The sequence below is a fragment of the Pseudomonas sp. EA_105y_Pfl2_R69 genome, assembly GCF_963970915.1.
Taxonomy (GTDB): Bacteria; Pseudomonadota; Gammaproteobacteria; order Pseudomonadales; family Pseudomonadaceae; genus Aquipseudomonas.
Genome location: NZ_CAXAOO010000007.1, coordinates 119,284 through 135,982 on the forward strand (window position 1 = coordinate 119,284; position 16,699 = coordinate 135,982).

The 16,699-nt window shown below is 61.5% G+C and carries 17 protein-coding genes; 9 read left to right on the top strand and 8 right to left on the bottom strand.

From position 1 onward, the window contains the following. Positions 1-65: 65 nt before the first annotated feature. Positions 66-674 (bottom strand): FMN-dependent NADH-azoreductase, encoded by a 609-nt coding sequence (locus AACY13_RS18730; RefSeq protein WP_339463093.1) that lies wholly within the window; start codon positions 672-674, stop codon positions 66-68. Between the two features lie 124 nt (positions 675-798). Here AACY13_RS18730 and AACY13_RS18735 point away from each other — a divergent pair, with 124 nt between their 5' ends. Next, a complete protein-coding gene (locus tag AACY13_RS18735; RefSeq protein WP_339463094.1) occupies positions 799-1,698 on the top strand; it encodes a LysR substrate-binding domain-containing protein in 900 nt (299 codons plus the stop codon). Positions 1,699-1,702: 4 nt separating this feature from the next. On the opposite strand, the gene AACY13_RS18740 is transcribed toward AACY13_RS18735, so the two are convergent. The 3 genes from AACY13_RS18740 to AACY13_RS18750 all read right to left on the bottom strand — a co-directional run bounded on the left by AACY13_RS18740 (position 1,703) and on the right by AACY13_RS18750 (position 4,344). Next, positions 1,703-2,419 carry a DUF1294 domain-containing protein gene (locus AACY13_RS18740; RefSeq protein WP_339463095.1) on the bottom strand — a complete coding sequence of 239 codons (717 nt, stop codon included), beginning with the start codon at positions 2,417-2,419 and terminating at the stop codon, positions 1,703-1,705. Positions 2,420-2,459: 40 nt separating this feature from the next. Further along, positions 2,460-3,428, bottom strand: coding sequence for an alpha/beta fold hydrolase (locus AACY13_RS18745; RefSeq protein ID WP_339463096.1), 969 nt, complete (start codon positions 3,426-3,428; stop codon positions 2,460-2,462). A gap of 85 nt (positions 3,429-3,513) precedes the next feature. Then, positions 3,514-4,344 (bottom strand): undecaprenyl-diphosphate phosphatase, encoded by an 831-nt coding sequence (locus tag AACY13_RS18750; protein ID WP_339463097.1) that lies wholly within the window; start codon positions 4,342-4,344, stop codon positions 3,514-3,516. Positions 4,345-4,666: 322 nt separating this feature from the next. Here AACY13_RS18750 and AACY13_RS18755 point away from each other — a divergent pair, with 322 nt between their 5' ends. The 4 genes from AACY13_RS18755 (at position 4,667) to AACY13_RS18770 (ending at position 9,689) form a co-directional block, all read left to right on the top strand. Then, complete coding sequence (locus tag AACY13_RS18755) at positions 4,667-6,301, top strand: methyl-accepting chemotaxis protein (RefSeq protein WP_339463098.1); 1,635 nt, start codon at positions 4,667-4,669, stop codon at positions 6,299-6,301. Positions 6,302-6,308: 7 nt separating this feature from the next. Further along, entirely contained in the window at positions 6,309-6,932 is a 624-nt protein-coding gene (locus AACY13_RS18760) for a hypothetical protein (protein ID WP_339463099.1), read from the top strand. A gap of 617 nt (positions 6,933-7,549) precedes the next feature. Beyond that, positions 7,550-9,208 carry a nitrite/sulfite reductase gene (locus AACY13_RS18765; RefSeq protein ID WP_339463100.1) on the top strand — a complete coding sequence of 553 codons (1,659 nt, stop codon included), beginning with the start codon at positions 7,550-7,552 and terminating at the stop codon, positions 9,206-9,208. Beyond that, on the top strand, positions 9,192-9,689 hold the full coding sequence (locus AACY13_RS18770) for a DUF934 domain-containing protein (protein ID WP_339463101.1): 498 nt from the start codon (positions 9,192-9,194) through the stop codon (positions 9,687-9,689). Before AACY13_RS18765 ends, AACY13_RS18770 begins: the two co-directional genes overlap by 17 nt. 57 nt (positions 9,690-9,746) lie before the next feature. Here AACY13_RS18770 and AACY13_RS18775 read toward each other — a convergent pair whose 3' ends face one another. Genes AACY13_RS18775 through sohB form a run of 3 tightly spaced genes read right to left on the bottom strand, consistent with a single transcriptional unit; the run spans position 9,747 to position 12,400 of the window. Beyond that, positions 9,747-10,328: a TetR/AcrR family transcriptional regulator gene (locus tag AACY13_RS18775; RefSeq protein WP_339463102.1), complete on the bottom strand. Its 582-nt coding sequence runs from the start codon at positions 10,326-10,328 to the stop codon at positions 9,747-9,749. A gap of 42 nt (positions 10,329-10,370) precedes the next feature. Then, positions 10,371-11,360 (bottom strand): YhdH/YhfP family quinone oxidoreductase, encoded by a 990-nt coding sequence (locus tag AACY13_RS18780; protein ID WP_339463103.1) that lies wholly within the window; start codon positions 11,358-11,360, stop codon positions 10,371-10,373. 23 nt (positions 11,361-11,383) lie between these two features. Continuing rightward, positions 11,384-12,400: a protease SohB gene (gene sohB, locus AACY13_RS18785; protein ID WP_339463104.1), complete on the bottom strand. Its 1,017-nt coding sequence runs from the start codon at positions 12,398-12,400 to the stop codon at positions 11,384-11,386. 211 nt (positions 12,401-12,611) lie between these two features. Between sohB and AACY13_RS18790 the strand changes: the two genes are divergently transcribed. The 4 genes from AACY13_RS18790 to AACY13_RS18805 all read left to right on the top strand — a co-directional run bounded on the left by AACY13_RS18790 (position 12,612) and on the right by AACY13_RS18805 (position 15,902). Next, positions 12,612-13,322, top strand: coding sequence for a histidine phosphatase family protein (locus AACY13_RS18790; RefSeq protein ID WP_339463105.1), 711 nt, complete (start codon positions 12,612-12,614; stop codon positions 13,320-13,322). A gap of 57 nt (positions 13,323-13,379) precedes the next feature. Continuing rightward, a complete protein-coding gene (locus tag AACY13_RS18795; RefSeq protein ID WP_274086652.1) occupies positions 13,380-13,691 on the top strand; it encodes an SCP2 sterol-binding domain-containing protein in 312 nt (103 codons plus the stop codon). A gap of 337 nt (positions 13,692-14,028) precedes the next feature. Continuing rightward, a complete protein-coding gene (locus AACY13_RS18800; RefSeq protein ID WP_339463106.1) occupies positions 14,029-15,096 on the top strand; it encodes a phosphotransferase family protein in 1,068 nt (355 codons plus the stop codon). A gap of 38 nt (positions 15,097-15,134) precedes the next feature. Continuing rightward, on the top strand, positions 15,135-15,902 hold the full coding sequence (locus AACY13_RS18805) for an SDR family oxidoreductase (protein ID WP_339463107.1): 768 nt from the start codon (positions 15,135-15,137) through the stop codon (positions 15,900-15,902). Positions 15,903-16,027: 125 nt separating this feature from the next. On the opposite strand, the gene AACY13_RS18810 is transcribed toward AACY13_RS18805, so the two are convergent. Continuing rightward, the gene (locus tag AACY13_RS18810) at positions 16,028-16,675 is read right to left on the bottom strand and encodes a hypothetical protein (protein WP_339463108.1); all 648 of its coding nucleotides are present in this window, start codon (positions 16,673-16,675) and stop codon (positions 16,028-16,030) included. Between the last annotated feature and the right edge of the window lie 24 nt (positions 16,676-16,699).

Genomic DNA, 16,699 nt, shown 5'->3' on the forward strand with positions numbered 1-16,699 from the left:
CAGTAACGCGCCGCCAAGAAAAAGCCCGCTCAATTGAGCGGGCTTTTTTGTTTTATGCCGTGCCATCAGGCAGTGGCAAACAGCTCCGCGACTTTCGCCTGTGCCGCCTTGAAGGCATTGGCGCGCGGCTCGTCACCGTAGGCCAGGCCTTCGGCGCGAACGATTTCGATATCGCTGATACCGAGGAAGCGCAGCACCAGCGACAGATACTCTTCGTGGGCCTGACCGCTTGGCTGGCCGGCGTGGATACCGCCAGCGGTGGAAACGATGACCACCTTCTTGCCGCCTGCCAGGCCCTTGGGGCCGTTTTCGTCGTAGGCGAAGGTCTTGCCGGCGACCGCCACGCGGTCGATCCAGGCCTTGAGCTGGGTCGGCACGGTGAAGTTGTACATCGGCGCGCCAATCACGATGGCATCGGCGGCGAGAAACTCATTGAGGGTGCTCTCAGCCAGCTCGACTTCATGCTGCTGCGCCGCATCACGCAGCTCGGCCGGGGTACCGCCGGCCACCAGGCTGGCAGCGGACAGATGGCTCAGCGCATCGCTGGCCAGGTCGCGATAGCTCACCTGCGCTTCAGGTTCGGTGGCCAGCCAGGCGTCGACCACGGCGCGGCTGAGTTGGCGGGAGGCCGACGAGTCGCCGAGAATGCTGGAATCGAGGTGCAGTAATTTCATGACAGTCTCCATATTGAAGATCGCCCCGCGGCGATCAAGATGCTGGAGATACTACCGATGAAAGCAATGGCGGATTAGTCAGCACAAATGCGATAGTTCGTCCCACTGATAGGACGATAAACCCATGCACGATCTCAATGACCTGTTCTACTTCGCCAAAGTGGTGGAAGCCGGCGGTTTCGCCGCAGCCGGGCGTACCCTCGGCATCCCCAAATCGCGCCTGTCGCGGCGCATTGCCGAGCTGGAAAACCGCCTCGGCGCGCGCCTGCTGCAACGCACTACGCGCAAGCTGGCGCTGACCGATATCGGCGAACGCTACCTGCGTCACTGCCAGGCCATGCTGCAGGAGGCCGAACAGGCCGAGGAAACCGTGGCCAGCCTGACCAGCGAGCCGCGCGGCCGTCTGCGGGTCAGCGCGCCGGGCGGCATCGCCCTACTCGCGGAGCTGGTGGTGAGTTTTCTCGCGGCCTACCCCAAGGTGCAGCTGGAGCTGATTCAGACCAATCGACGCATCGACCTGCTCAATGAAGGCGTGGACGTCGCCTTGCGCGTGCGCAGCGCCGAGGATGAAGACCCGACGCTGATCGCCCGTCGCCTGCGTCCGGCCCAGGCCTTTATGGTAGCCGCCCCCGCCTTGCTGCAGCACGCCAACATCGACACGCCTGACGACCTTTCAGCGCTGCCTGCCCTGGGTGCCCTGGAGGCGGATCGCAGAATTCACCTGCGTTTGCAGCATGACAGCGGACGCGTGCAGGAAGTCGTACTGGCGGCGCGCCTGGCCATCGAGGACTTCAGCGTACGCAAACGCGCAGCCCTGGCCGGCCTGGGCTTTACCATGCTGCCCGCGCCCCTGTGCCAGGAGGAACTGGCCGACGGTCGGCTGATCCGCCTGCTGCCTGACTGGGCGCTGCCCCCCGGCAACCTGCAGGCGGTGTACACCCACAGGCGCGGCATGCTGCCGGCGGTGCGCGCCTGGATCGAACATATCAGTGAAGCCTTCAGCCGCTGGGATCAGCCGGTTTAGGGTATTACAGCGCCAGGTAACGACGCAGCAGCTCGCCGAACAGCTGGCCATCGAGCAGCAACCCGTCAATCCATACCAACTGATGCGCGGCGATGATCAGCCAGACCACCAGCTGATAGGACAGCTTGCGCGTCTTATGCCGAAAGCACTGCTGCGCAACCAGTGCGCCAGGCCAGCCGCCCAGCAGTTCGACCAGGTGCAGGACATTTTCCGGGGTACGCCAGCGACCAGCCTGTGCGCTGGATTTATCCTGCCAGTACTGGACAAAACTGATCAGGCTGGCCAACGGATAAGCCGCCAACACCCAGACAAACCCCGACTGCCAGAAAAGCTGCAAAGCGCCCATCACGGGTAGCACACAGAGTGCCGCCAGCAGCACCAGCTTAAGCCCCAGATGCTGAATGGCCCCGCCGGCCCGCGCAGGCGTTTCCTGGCGGGCCCTGGCTTTGCTGGCGGGAGCAGCGGGCTTGCCCGGACGGGGTTTGCGCCGAATCGCCGGACGGTCAAGCGCAAGCTCGCCCGCTACGCGGATATGTTCTGCGCGAGCACGGCCCTGGGCATCCTGGCCGGCGATATACATGACCCGATCCCCCGCAACTGGCCGGCGATCGCCGCGCATGGCCGAGATATGCGCAAAGAGTTCTGCGCCGCCCTGCTCCGGCTGGATAAAGCCAAACCCCTTGTCATCATTCCAGCTGCGTAATAAGCCGCGCTGCTCCATGGCTACCCGCCTCATAAAACAAAGCGCGCACTCTAGCGCTTCAAGCCAGGTAGTGGCGACTCAGAAATGCCAGCAGCAACTGATTGACCTGCTCGGCCCGCTCGTTCTGAATCCAGTGTCCGCAATCTTTCAGCACATGCTGTTCAAGCCTGGCGATGCGCTTGGGCATCTGTTTGAGGGTGTAGGCCTCCAGGGTGCCGACCGGGTCCATATCGCCAAGCAGAAACAGCGCAGGCTGTTCGATCTGCCGGTCGGCCAGGGCCGCGGTGCGCTGCCAGTTTCGCTCGAAATTGCGATACCAGTTCAGCGCGCCGTAGAAGCCACGGCCCTCGAAGGTTTTCAGGTAATGATCGAAGGCTGCGTGGTCACACCAGGTCGGCAACGTGCCAGGGTCCTGCATGCCCTCGAACAACCCTGCACCGGCCGGTTTGTCCTGCAGGAAGTGATCCCTGGGCACGGCCGCCGAGCTGTTATGCATCATCATGCGCAGGGTGCGCGGGATATCGGCATCCATCTCCGCCTCGGCTAGGCCAGGCTCCTGGAAATACACAATGTAATGAAAGCGTTCGGCATACAGCTGACGCATCGCCTCGATAGCCGGCTGCCTGGGCCGGCCGCCAAACGGCACCGCCATGCCGACTACTGCCTGTACCCGCTCAGGCTCAAGCAGGGCCAGATGCCAGGCAATCGGCGCGCCCCAGTCGTGGCCGACCACACACACCTGCTGCTGGCCAAGCTGATCCATGGCCGCCTGGATATCGGCGCAGATGGTCAGCAGGTCATAGGCTGCAGGATCGCGTGGCGCGCTGCTCTGGCCATAGCCGCGCATTTCCGGGATCAGCACCCGGTAACCGGCAGCCACCAGAGGTGCGATCTGCTGTCGCCAGGAATGCCAGCACTCGGGAAAACCGTGCAGCAACCACACCGGCCGCCCCGCCACGGGACCGGCACTGTACAGACTCAGGTCAATGCCGTTGACCTGGAGAATTTGATGCTCGAGCTGATGCATATGCGCCTCCATTACCCGAGGCCACTATGACAAAGGCGCACCCTGAGGTGCGCCTTTATTTATCCGCCGAATACAGCGCCAGCAATCACGGCTGCGCCGTGCTCCAGTCGATCCACTGCAACTGCCAGGTCGCCAGGATCAGCAAGCCGAAGCCGATGCGGTACCATGCAAACGCAGCGTAGCTGTGCTTGCCGATAAAGCTGAGCAACGCCCGTACCGCAATCATGGCGAAGATAAAGGAGGTGACAAAGCCTATGGCAAACACCGGCAGGTCACCGGCCTGAAACAGATCGCGGTACTTGTAGCCGGAGTACACTGCCGCCCCCACCATGGTCGGCATGGCCAGGAAGAAGGAAAACTCGGTCGCGGCCTTGCGCGACAAACCGAATAGCAGGCCGCCGATAATCGTCGCCCCGGAGCGTGAAGTCCCCGGAATCATCGCCAGGCACTGGGCGAAACCGATCTTCAGCGCATCCTTCCAGGTCATGTCGTCCACGCTCTCGGCATGCACCCGGTGCTTGCGCCGCTCGGCCCAGAGCATGATAACCCCGCCCACCACCAGCGCCAGCGCCACGGTGATCGGGTTGAACAGGTAATGATGGATCAGGTCGGCAAACAATACGCCCAGCGCCACCGCCGGGAGAAAAGCGATCAGCAGATTGCTGGTAAAGCGCTGCGCCAGCGGCTCTCTGGGCAGGCCCACGACGATATCGAGAATCTTGCGCCGGTACTCCCACACCACCGCGAGAATCGCCCCAAGCTGGATGATGATATTGAAAGCCATCGCCCGCTCACCGCCGAACCCGATCAGGTCGGCGACGATGATCTGATGTCCCGTGCTGGAGATCGGCAGAAACTCGGTAACCCCCTCAACTATCCCAAGAACAAGCGCCTGAAAGGCCACCCACAGATCCATCCGAACTCCCTAAAGCGCACACCATCGCGCGCGAACAACCGAGCCACAACAATCGGGCAATTAAAGACAAGCCAAGTCAGACACCGGCAAGACAAAAAGTTCAGTACATCCGTAACCAACGGCAATCCTGCGCGCAGATGATGCCACAGCTCGCACGCGACAGCCGCCCGTGCATAAAGCCAATGTGTGGAGATACATAGCGGCGCTGCAGCTAATAATCGACTGCCCGAGCGCAATTAGCCTAAGGTCTAACGTATTCCGCGATGTCATTACCCTATAAGAAGCGCCCGCCCCGCGCCCAAAAAGTCGAGAGAGAGAAACCATGAACAGCCTACGTAGCCTGCCCATCAGCCGTCGCCTCTGGTTGATCCTGTTGGTAGCCATTGTGATGCTGGTATTTCAGGGCGCGTTGCTGTTGCGGCAGATACATGCCGACCTCTATGCCGCCAAGGGCGAGAAAACCCAGCATGTGGTGCAAAGCGCCGCGGGCATTCTCAAGCATTACCACGGCCTGGAAAGCAGTGGCGGCCTGACCCGCGAAGAGGCCCAGGCCCAGGCCATGGAAGTCATAAGAGGGTTGCGCTACGACGACCAGGAGTATTTCTGGATCAATGACCAGACCCCGGTCATGGTCATGCACCCCACCAATCCCAAGCTGGAGGGGCAAGATCTCTCCGGTTTCAAGGACCCGGACGGCAAGGCCCTGTTCAATGAAATGGTCGCCATCAGCAAGAGCCAAGGCGCGGGCCAGGTCAACTACCGCTGGCCAAAACCCGGCTCCAGCGAGCCGGTGCCCAAGGTTTCCTATGTCGAACTGTTCCAGCCCTGGGGCTGGATTATCGGCTCGGGCGTATACGTGGATAACGTCCAGGCCGAGTTCCAGGCCCAGGCGCTGAAGGCCATCGCCATTGGTGCGGCCATCGCGATACTGATGGTTGTGCTCCTGCTGCTGATCGTGCGCAGCATCACCCAACCGCTGCAGCAGGCGGTCAGCGCCATGGCCAATATCGCCAGCGGCGACGGCGACCTGACGCGCAACCTGGACACCAGCGGTGGCGACGAACTGACGGCCCTGGCCAAACACTTCAATGCCTTTACCGACAAGTTGCGTCAGGTCATCAGGCAATCGCTCGACTCCGCCAGCGAACTGGACAAGGCCGCCAATGCCCTTGGCCAGGTTTCCGGCACTGCGCAGCAACACAGTCAGCAACAATCGCAACAGATGGAACTGGTGGCCACCGCGATCAATGAAGTGACCTATGCCGTGCAGGATGTGGCAAAGAACGCCGAACACGCCTCATCCGAGGTGCATGCCGCCGAAGAGCAGGCCCAGCAGGGGCTGCAGAATATCGATGCGAGCCTGCGGCAGATCAACCAGCTGTCCGGCACCATCAATCAGGCGGTCGAGGTTATCCAGACCCTCGCCGAGGAAAGCACCCAGATTGGCAGCGTACTGGAAGTCATCCGCTCGATTGCCGAACAGACCAACCTGCTGGCCCTCAACGCCGCGATCGAAGCCGCCCGTGCCGGCGAACAAGGCCGCGGCTTCGCCGTGGTCGCCGACGAGGTGCGCCTGCTGGCACAACGCACTCAGAAGTCCACCGCCGAAATCCAGGGCATGATCGAGCGCCTGCAGGGCAACTCGGAAGCGGCGGTCAAAGTCATCAACGAGAGCAGTCGCGCCTCGCAGCAGACCGTCGAGCAGGCCAGCCAGGCCGGCGCAAGCCTGACCCTGATCGCCAGCGGCCTGCGCAACCTGACCGGCTTGAATGCTTCCATCGCCAGCGCTACGCTGCAACAATCCCACGTGGTCGAAGATATCAACCAGAACGTCACCCAGGCCGCCAGCCTGGCCCATAACAATGCATTGGCCGCCGAACAATCCAGCGACGCGGGCCGCCATCTTGGGCAGTTGGCTGAGCAGCTGAATGGATTGCTCGGACAGTTTCGCGTATGAGGACTTAATGAGCGGCATGGAACATCAGGAAGTCGACCTGAATCGCGCGCAGAATCAGGATCTGGTCTGGGATCTGAACAGCATCGCTCGCCGCGAACTGGCTGAGCGTTTTATCAAGCTGTTCGAAAACCGCCTGTGCGTGTTCTCCGAGTCGGTGCACCAGTTGTACACCAACTACAACCTGCACTTCCCCAGCGATCAGGGGCGCAAGATGGTGGTGCTGCCCAACCCCTACGCCTTTCACGACACGTTGCACGGCATCGAGTCCCAGGCCGTGCGCACAACCGGGCTCTGCGTGCTGCCGGGCGTGGTGCTGGGCAAACCCGGCCTGCTACTCACCACCATGTTCAAGGAAGGCGGGCCGGCCCCCAAGACCATGCCGTTCAAGCAGGCCTTGGCACAGATCATCAGCAATCAGAAAAAGGCCGGCGACGTATTTCTGCCGATCATGATGAAAGGCGATTTGCGCGAGTTCAACCAGCAGATGCCCTACATCCACCTGCATCGCCTGCAAGTCAGCCGCCTGACCCGCCTCTCCACCTTCGAGCGCGACGATATCCAGCAGACCATCACCCGCAAGCTCCTCGCGCTCTATCGCCAGGCCGACAGCCTGAGCTGCCAGGAACCCTGAGGACTGCACATCGGCTGTCCGGCACATAGAAAAGCCGGCAGCAGTGACACCGCTACCGGCTTCTTGTCTCGCACTGCCGCAATGGCACCCTCGGCACTTGTGCCTCCGAGCCCGGGGACGACGTGGCTTATTGTTGGCTGACCCAGAACACCGCAGTGGCGACAAAGATCAGGATCAGGGCAAAGATCGCCTTGGCATCTACAGCACTGTCGCCGTTATCAGGTTCGGTATGTTCGCTCATGGCTACCCCTCTTGTTGTGATTATGGGTGAATCGCTCCTGCAGTTAAGACCAGCAGAGACGCTTACTCAAGCTCCGAGGTTATGTTCCACTCCTCACTTATCCCTTTAAGTTCTTTCCATATACTCAAACATCACTTTTGCGCATAACCCTGAGCTGGTATCTTCCTTCGGCTCCGTAGGGAGTGCGCGGCCGTGCGCGCTGATTAGCTGTGAGAACCTGTTTACGATATAGCGAGCTAGAGCCATGCAAGGCATAAACAGGCGAGGAAGCGCAGTGTACGAGCTGTACATGAGCATCCGAGCCTGTTTTAACGCAGCAGGGCCGACGCGCAGCAGATCGTAAACGGGTTCTAAAAGCCTGATAACAGGACACCCCATGTACGTATACGACCAGTACGATCAACAAATCGTCGAGGACCGCGTCAAGCAGTTCCGCGATCAAACCCGCCGTTACCTGGCTGGCGAGCTGAGTGGCGAAGAATTCCGCCCTCTGCGCCTGCAGAATGGCCTGTATATCCAGCGCTTTGCGCCGATGCTGCGCATTGCCGTGCCCTACGGCCTGATGTCGTCCGCGCAGGTGCGCATGATGGCCAAGATCGCCCGCGACTACGACAAGGGCTACGCCCATATCAGTACCCGGCAGAACGTGCAGTTCAACTGGCCGGACCTGGAAGATGTGCCGGATATTCTCGCCGAGCTGGCCACCGTGCAGATGCACGCGATTCAGACCAGCGGCAACTGCATCCGTAACACCACCACCGATCAGTTCGCCGGTGTGGCCAAGGATGAAATCGTCGACCCGCGTCCGTGGTGCGAAATCATCCGCCAGTGGTCGACCTTCCACCCCGAGTTCACCCACCTGCCGCGCAAGTTCAAGATTGCGGTCAACGGTGCGGCCAGCGACCGTGCGGCGATCGAAGTGCACGACATCGGCCTGGAAGCGGTACGTAACGCCGCCGGCGAACTGGGCTTCCGCGTCTCAGTCGGTGGCGGCCTCGGCCGCACCCCGATCGTCGGCAGCTTTATCAACGAATTCCTGCCGTGGCAGCACCTGATCAGCTATCTCGACGCCATCCTGCGGGTGTACAACCGCTATGGCCGTCGCGATAACAAGTACAAGGCGCGGATCAAGATTCTGGTCAAGGCGCTGACACCTGCGGTGTTCGCCGAGCGGGTCAATGCCGAGTGGGCTCATCTGAAAGACGGCCCCACCACCCTGACCGAAGCCGAAGTGGCCCGTGTGGCCGCGCACTTTATCGACCCAAGCTACAAAGCCCTCGACGACCAGGACGCCGCGCTTGCTGCCCTGGATGCCGAACACCCGGGCTTTGCCCGCTGGCGTCAGCGCAACACCTTCGCTCACAAAAAATCGGGCTATGTCGCCGTCACCCTGTCGCTCAAGCCGACCGGCGTGGCCCCGGGCGATGTCACCGACAAGCAGCTCGATGTGATCGCCGAACTGGCGGACCGCTACAGCTTTGGCGAAGTGCGCAACAGCCACAACCAGAACATCATCCTGGCTGACGTCGAGCAGGCGCAACTGTTCACCCTCTGGGGCGAGCTGCGCGAGAATGGTTTCGCCACGCCGAACGTCGGCCTGCTGACCGACATCATCTGCTGCCCAGGTGGCGACTTCTGCTCGCTGGCCAACGCCAAGTCGATCCCGATTGCCGAAGCCATCCAGCGCCGTTTCGATGATCTGGATTACCTGTTCGATATCGGCAATATCGATCTGAACATCTCCGGCTGCATGAACGCCTGCGGCCACCACCACGTCGGCCATATCGGCATTCTCGGGGTGGACAAGAAGGGTCAGGAGTTCTATCAGGTGTCCCTCGGCGGCAGCGCCGGCCGCGACGCCAGCCTGGCACAGATCCTCGGTCCCTCCTTCGCCGAAGCGGACATGGCCGATGTGATCGACAAGATCGTCAAAGTCTATGTCGAGCGCCGCGATGAAGAAGAGAGTTTCCTCGACACCTTCCGCCGTATCGGTGTCGACCCGTTCAAGGAGCGCGTATATGCAGCGAATCATTAAGAATGGCCAGCTGATCGATGAAAGCTGGCATCTGCTGCCCAAGGACGCCACGCTGGACGGCATCTCCAACTGCGACGACCTGATCGTGCCGCTGGCCCTGTGGGTCGAGCACAGCACGGCGCTCAAGGCCCGCGATGGCGGCCTGGGCGTGTGGCTGGACGCTGGCGAGGAAATCGAGGAAATCGCCGATCAGCTGGACAACTTCCAGGTTATCGCGCTGAATTTCCCAGCCTTCACCGACGGCCGCCACTGCTCCACCGCCTACCTGCTGCGCACCCGCTACGGTTACAAGGGCGAAGTGCGCGCCATCGGCGACGTGCTACGCGATCAGCTGTTCTCCTACCTGCGCGTGGGCTTCGATGCCTTCGCCCTGCGCGAAGACAAGGACCCGCAGGATGCCTTGAAGGCCTTCGAGGAGTTCGCCGAGGTCTATCAGGCCTCCAGCGATCAACCGCTGCCGCTGTTCCGCCGCCGCGCCTGATAAAAGGTCATGAAAAGCCCCGCCTATCCTCGGATAGGCGGGGCTTTTTTATGGATATCAAAGGGCCCGCACACTGTCCCAGGCGATTTGTGCAAAGAGTTCACGGCATTGCGCCAGGTCGCTGCGCACCCGCCCGGCCAGCCAGTTGCGGGAAAAATCATGGGTCGGGCCAATGATCACCGAGGCAAAACAATCGCTCGGCATGGCTTTGAAACAGCCCTGCTCCCGATAGGCCGCCAGGGCCTGAAGGATCCGCGCGTAGTGCTGCTGATTGGCTTCGCGCAGTTGCTCGCCCATTTCACTGGCCTCGACCCGCCCCCGGCTGTGCAGGACAAAGCGCGCCCAATCCGGGTTGGCCACCACCCAGTCGATATAGCTGGTGACCAGCAGCTTGACGCTGGCCTCGGCGCTATCGGCCCCGGCAAAGCCCTGCTCCAGCAGCTCGGCATACTGCGCGGTGCCGGCCATATAGAGCGCCGCCAGAATGCGCTCCTTGTTGCCGAAATGGTGATACAGGCTGCCGATGCTGGCACCTGAACGATCGCGGATCATCTCGATGGTGGTGGCGTCCACCCCCACCTCGGTCACGCACGCCAAGGCGGCCTGAAGAATCTCGTCTTTACGGGTACTGCGAGCCATAACACTCCCTGGCGCTGGACCATGCGTCGAAGCCGAAGCGGCTCAGTCGAGGTTGACCAGCACGCGGCCAACCTGCTGGCCCGCCAGTATCCGGCCAATGGCCTGAGGCAGCTCGGCCAGGCCAAGCTCGGTAACCAGAGGCTGCAGATCGAGCTTCCACTGCAGCGACAGCCTGTCCCACATCGAGGCCTTGACCACCAGCGGCAGCTCGACCGAATCGACTCCCAGCAGGTTCACCCCGCGCAGGATAAACGGCAACACGCTGCCGTTGAGAGCGACGCCTGCGGTCAAACCGCAGCAGGCGGCACTGCCGCCATAACGCAACGACTTGAGCACATTGACCAGGATATCGCCGCCCACTGTATCCACCGCACCGCCCCAGCGCTCCTTGAGCATCGGCCGCTCGACACCCGCCAGCAACTCGGCGCGCGAGACGATCTCCTGCGCCCCCAGGCCCTTGAGATAAGCCGCCTGCTCGGCCTTGCCGGTCGCGGCCGCCACGCTGTAGCCCAGGGTATTGAGTAACACCACGGCGATGCTGCCGACACCGCCCGTGGCTCCGGTCACCAGCACGGGCCCGGCATCCGGGGTCAGCCCCGCCTGCTCGAGCTTGTCGACGCACAGCGCCGCGGTAAGCCCCGCAGTCCCCAGCAGCATGGCTTCGCGCAGGGACAGGCCCTTGGGCCTCTTCAGTGCCCAGGCCGCCGGAATGCGGATGTACTGGGCAAAGCCCCCTGCGGTGTTCATGCCCAGGTCGTAGCCGGTGACTATGACCTCATCGCCGACACCGAACTCGGTAACGCTGGACGCCTCCACCACGCCCGCCGCATCGATGCCCGGGGTATGCGGGAAGCTTCTGGTCACGCCGCGGTTGCCACTGGCCGACAGGGCATCCTTGTAATTGAGCGAAGAATATTTGACCCGCACCAGCAACTCGCCGGCGGGCAACTGATCGATCTCGCGCCGAACTACCACCTGCTCGAATTGCCCGGCGGTATTCTCGACAGCCTGCAATGCGTTGAACCCACTCATCGTCTTCCCCTGTAGCAAACGGATTACCAGAAACGCTGCTGCAAACGGCTCAGCCAGGTCAAGGCAAAGCGATCCAGCGCCACGCTGGCCGCCAGACCAACACGCTCCTGCAAGGACTTCTTCTCGGCATAGTGCAAATGAAACAGCTCGGCGCTCTTCGCCCGTTCTGCCAGGTACTCGTCACTGGTCTTGATCTCATCGACCAGCTGTTTTTCCAAGGCGCTGAGGCCCAGCCAGACCTCGCCCGTGGCGATGTCATCGATGTCCAGCTGCGGGCGATAGCGCGCCACGAAATTCTTGAACAGCACGTGAGTGGTTTCCAGATCTTCCTGGAATTTTTCCCGGCCCTTCTCGGTGTTCTCACCGAATACCGTCAGGGTGCGTTTGTATTCGCCGGCGGTGAGCACCTCGAAGTCGATGTCATGCTTTTTCAGCAGGCGATGCACGTTGGGCAGCTGCGCCACCACGCCGATGGAGCCAAGAATGGCGAACGGCGCGGAAATGATCTTCTCGCCGATGCAGGCCATCATGTAGCCGCCGCTGGCGGCAACCTTGTCGATGCAGATGGTCAAAGGCACGCCGGCCTGGCGAATACGCGCCAGCTGCGAGGACGCCAGGCCGTAGCTGTGGACCATGCCACCGCCGCTTTCCAGACGCAGCACCACTTCATCCTCGGGCCTGGCCATACTCAGCAAGGCCGTGATCTCGTGGCGCAGGTTGTCGGTGGCCGACGCCCTGATATCACCATCGAAGTCCAGCACATAGACCCGAGGCTTGTGGCTGCCGACTTTTTTCGCCAGCTTGGCCACCTTGGCTTCGGCCTTGTGCGCGGCTTTCAGCTGGTCCTTGTCCAGCACCGCCTGCTCCAGACGCTGGTGCAGCTGCTTGTAGAAGTCGTTGAGTTTATTGACCTGCAACTGGCCGACAGCGCGCCGCCCGCGCCCGCGCAATGCGACTATCGCCACCAACACGATCAGGATGGCCACCACCAGGGTCACCGTCTTGGCCAGAAAGCCCACATACTCAGCAATAAACTCCACGCATTCCCCCTCGTCCGATAACAGCGCCTGCTCGCCAGCGCGCCGATAATGTCGGCCAAGCATACCGAGGCCACCGGCCCGCGACCAGCGAGCCAGGAGCAGACATTGATTGCAATGATGCAATTCAAACAAGCGTATGTTTTTACGTTGACAGCTCCCCGGCTTCCCCATAACCTCGCGAAAACTTCAACGTACCGGGATATTAGCGGACGTGGGCAGCATCTACCTGATTCGACATGGCCAGGCCTCATTCGGTGCCGACGATTACGATGTGCTTTCGCCCATCGGCATTCGCCAGGCCGAAGTCGTCGGCGCACACCTCGCCCAACTCGGCACGCGCCTCGATCGCAGCCTGAGCGGCGACCTGCGCCGCCAGCAACACACGGCCAATACCGCCCTGGAGCAACTGCGCGCAGCGGCCATCGAGGTGCCCGCCCTGGAAATCGATGCGGCCTTCAACGAGTTCGATGCCGACGCCGTGGTCCGCGCACTGATCCCGGGCATGCTTGGCGAAGAACCCGAAGCCCTGCATATCCTGCGCAATGGCCCGAACAATCGTGCCGAATTTCAGCGCCTGTTCGCCAAGCTGATCGGCCGCTGGCTCGCCGGCGAGCATGACCAGCCCGGCCTGCAGAGCTGGCAAGGTTTCGTCGAGCAGGTACGCGGCGGCCTCGAGCGCTTGCTCGAGCAGGCCGACAGCAAGCAGAACATTGCCGTATTCACCTCCGGCGGCACCATCACCGCCCTGCTCCACCTGATTACCGGGATTACGCCCGCGCAGGCTTTCGAGCTGAACTGGCAAATCGTCAACACCTCACTGAGCTGCCTGAAGTTTCGCGGCAGCCAGGTGAGCCTGGCTTCCTTCAACAGCCATGTGCATTTACAGCTGCTGAAGACGCCGGAACTCATCACCTACCGTTGAGTGCCGGCCCACTGCGCCCATACCGGCGCTAGAAAAACCTGAGAAAAGGAAAACAACATGAGCGTTGCAGACATCGTCAATACCATGCAGTCCAAGTTCAACGCCGGTGCCGCTGCAGGCCTGGACCTGGTCTTCCAGTTCAACATCGAAGACGGCGAGAACTACGCCCTGATCGTCAAGGATGGCACCTGCGCCGTTGAGCAAGGCGACAACCCCAACGCCAGCGTGACCCTGATCATGGACACCGAAACCCTGAAAGGCATCACCAGCGGTGAGACCGATGGCATGCAGGCCTTTATGTCCGGCAAACTGCGCGCCGAAGGCGACATGATGCTGGCCATGAAACTGGGCGAACTGTTCCCGGTTTAAGCGACAAGGCAACACCCATAACAGATAAAACCGGAGTCCCGTACTCCGGTTTTTTTATGTTCAACACATCCATGTGCGTCATCCCTTCGGAGCTTACGCGCAAAAAGGCTCCTGACGTCTTCGTGCCCTGCCATCCCTGGCCGTCACCATACGACGTTATAAAGATTTCTCCCGGCAACTTTTAGCGCCTGAAAACTGAGCTTCAATGGTCAATCAGGCAGCCTGATTGTGTGGCAACACGCCAGCCTATAACGGCGCGTATTGCTTGTGAGCAACAGGCCGCAGCATTAGATTAGCCAATAATCTTGGGCACCCATCATAAGCAGAAGGGATAAACATGGCGCTTACCGACCAGTCCACCCGCATCCGCGAAGGCGAAGAACTCGACGCCGCGGTTATCGACCAGTACCTCAAGGCACATATTCCCGGCCTGACTGGCGAACCGCGCATCAGCCAGTTTCCCGGTGGTGCCTCGAACCTGACCTACCTGCTCGAATACCCGCACCAGGAATTTGTCCTGCGTCGCCCGCCCTTTGGCCACAAGGCCAAATCCGCCCATGACATGGGCCGCGAGTACCGCATCCTCAACCAACTCAACGCCGGCTTCCCCTACTGCCCCAAGGCTTATGTGCACTGCACCGACGAGTCGGTGATCGGAGCCGAGTTCTATGTGATGGAACGGGTCAACGGCATTATCCTGCGCTCGGACATGCCCGCCGAACTGAACTTCAGCCCCGAGCAGACCCGCGCCTTGTGCGAGAGCTTTATCGACAAGCTTGTCGAGCTGCACAACGTCGACTATCAGGCCTGCGGCCTCGGCGATCTGGGCAAGCCGGAAGGCTATGTGCAGCGGCAGATCGGTGGCTGGAGCGATCGCTACGAAAAAGCCCTGACCCCCGACGCGCCGCTGTGGGAGCCGGTCAAGGCCTGGCTCAGGGACAAGATGCCCGCCGATCACGCCAAGCCGGCCATCGTGCATAACGACTACCGTTTCGACAACGTGATCCTCGACCCGCAGAACCCGAGCCAGATCATCGGCGTGCTGGACTGGGAGCTGACCACCATCGGCGACCCGCTGATGGACCTGGGCAACACCCTGGCCTACTGGATCGAGGCCGCTGATCCTGCCCCGGTGCAGCTGATGCGCCGCCAGCCCAGCAACGCACCGGGCATGCTCACCCGCCAGCAGTTCGCCGACTATTACGCAGAACGTTCGGGCATCGAGATCAAGAGCATCGATTTCTACTACACCTACGGCCTGTTCCGCCTGGCCGGCATCGTGCAGCAGATCTACTACCGCTACTACCACGGCCAGACCCAGGACAAACGCTTCGCCCAGTTCATTCATATGAACAAGCTGCTGGAGCAGATGAGCCTGCAGGTCATCCATAAATCGCAGCTGTAAACGGCCGAACAGGCCTCTCAATAAGAAAGGAAAACCCCATGTCCAAAACCCAACTGTTCGACCTCGACGGCAAGATCGCTTTCGTTTCCGGTGCCAGCCGCGGCATCGGTGAGGCCATCGCCAAACTGCTGGCCCAACAAGGCGCTCACGTGATCGTCTCGAGTCGCAAGATCGACGACTGCCAGAAAGTCGCCGACGCCATTATCGCCGCTGGCGGCAAGGCCACCGCCGTGGCCTGCCATATCGGCGAGATGGAGCAAATCAGCAACGTCTTCGCGCAGATCAAGGAGCAATTCGGTCGGCTGGATATCCTGGTCAACAACGCCGCCACCAACCCGCAGTTCTGCAACGTGCTGGACACCGACCTCGGCGCGTTCCAGAAGACTGTCGATGTGAATATCCGCGGCTACTACTTCATGTCCATCGAAGGTGGCAAGCTGATGAAGGCCAACGGTGGCGGCAGCATCATCAACGTCGCCTCGATTAACGGCGTCTCCCCGGGCGAGTTCCAGGGCATCTACTCGGTGACCAAGGCCGCCGTGATCAGCATGACCAAGGTCTTCGCCAAGGAGTGCGCGCAGTTCGGTATCCGCTGCAACGCCCTGCTGCCAGGCCTGACCGATACCAAGTTCGCCTCGGCCCTGACCAAGAACGATGCCATCCTCAACCTGGCCCTGCAGCGCATCCCGCTCAAGCGCGTGGCCGACCCGAGCGAAATGGCCGGCGCAGTGCTCTATCTGGCCAGCGAAGCGTCCAGCTACACCACCGGCGTATCGCTGAATGTCGACGGCGGCTTCCTCTCCTGAGCGAGTTGCGGATAAGAGCAAGGGACCTGCGGGTCCCTTTTTATGGCCTGCCCTCCATGGCAGCCACCCTACGGGCCGTCGCTACGCGACGTTAAAAATGGCTCCCGACCATTTTTTTGTGCCGGCTATTGCCAGTCCTGCAGGGCCTGCTTGGCGGCCTGATTCATCGGCCGGGCAAGCAGGCCGGCCGGCGTCAGGCTGATGCTGTAGACGGCATCGTCGGCAATCGGCAGATAGGTCACCCGGTGCGCCTGCGGGTCGAAGACAAACAGGTCGCGCTGGCCCAGGCGCAGCCAGCGCCACAGATCTACGCCATAGGGACTGTGTGCCAGGGCGACCCGTGCATGCTGGGCCAGAGACTGCTGCTCGATGGAAAGAAAACGCCCCGAGAGCTTTTCCAGACGATAGCCCGGCTCCAGGCCGATCAGGGCCGCCAGGCCCTTCCATTGCAGCACACGCGCATCCAGCTGCCAGAGATCGCCCTCCAGGGTCAGGCTGCGCTCGCGATTGCCCTCCAGCAGGCCGACCCGATAGTAGGGCCCGTCGGCCTTGAAACTCAGGGTGGCCAGGGGCTTGTCCTCGGGGATTGGCCGGTAACTGCTGAGGTCGTAGGTCAGAACCCCGATAAGTACTGCCAGGCCGAGAAATGCCAACCCACAGCTGCCGCGCAGCCACCCCATAAACCACTGCCGGTTAAACAGGATCCGGGCCGCCACCAAGGCCGCCAGCACTGCCAGCAATGCCGTAGCCCACGCCAGTCCGCCATATTGCATCGAGGTGCATTCCTTATGCTGGAA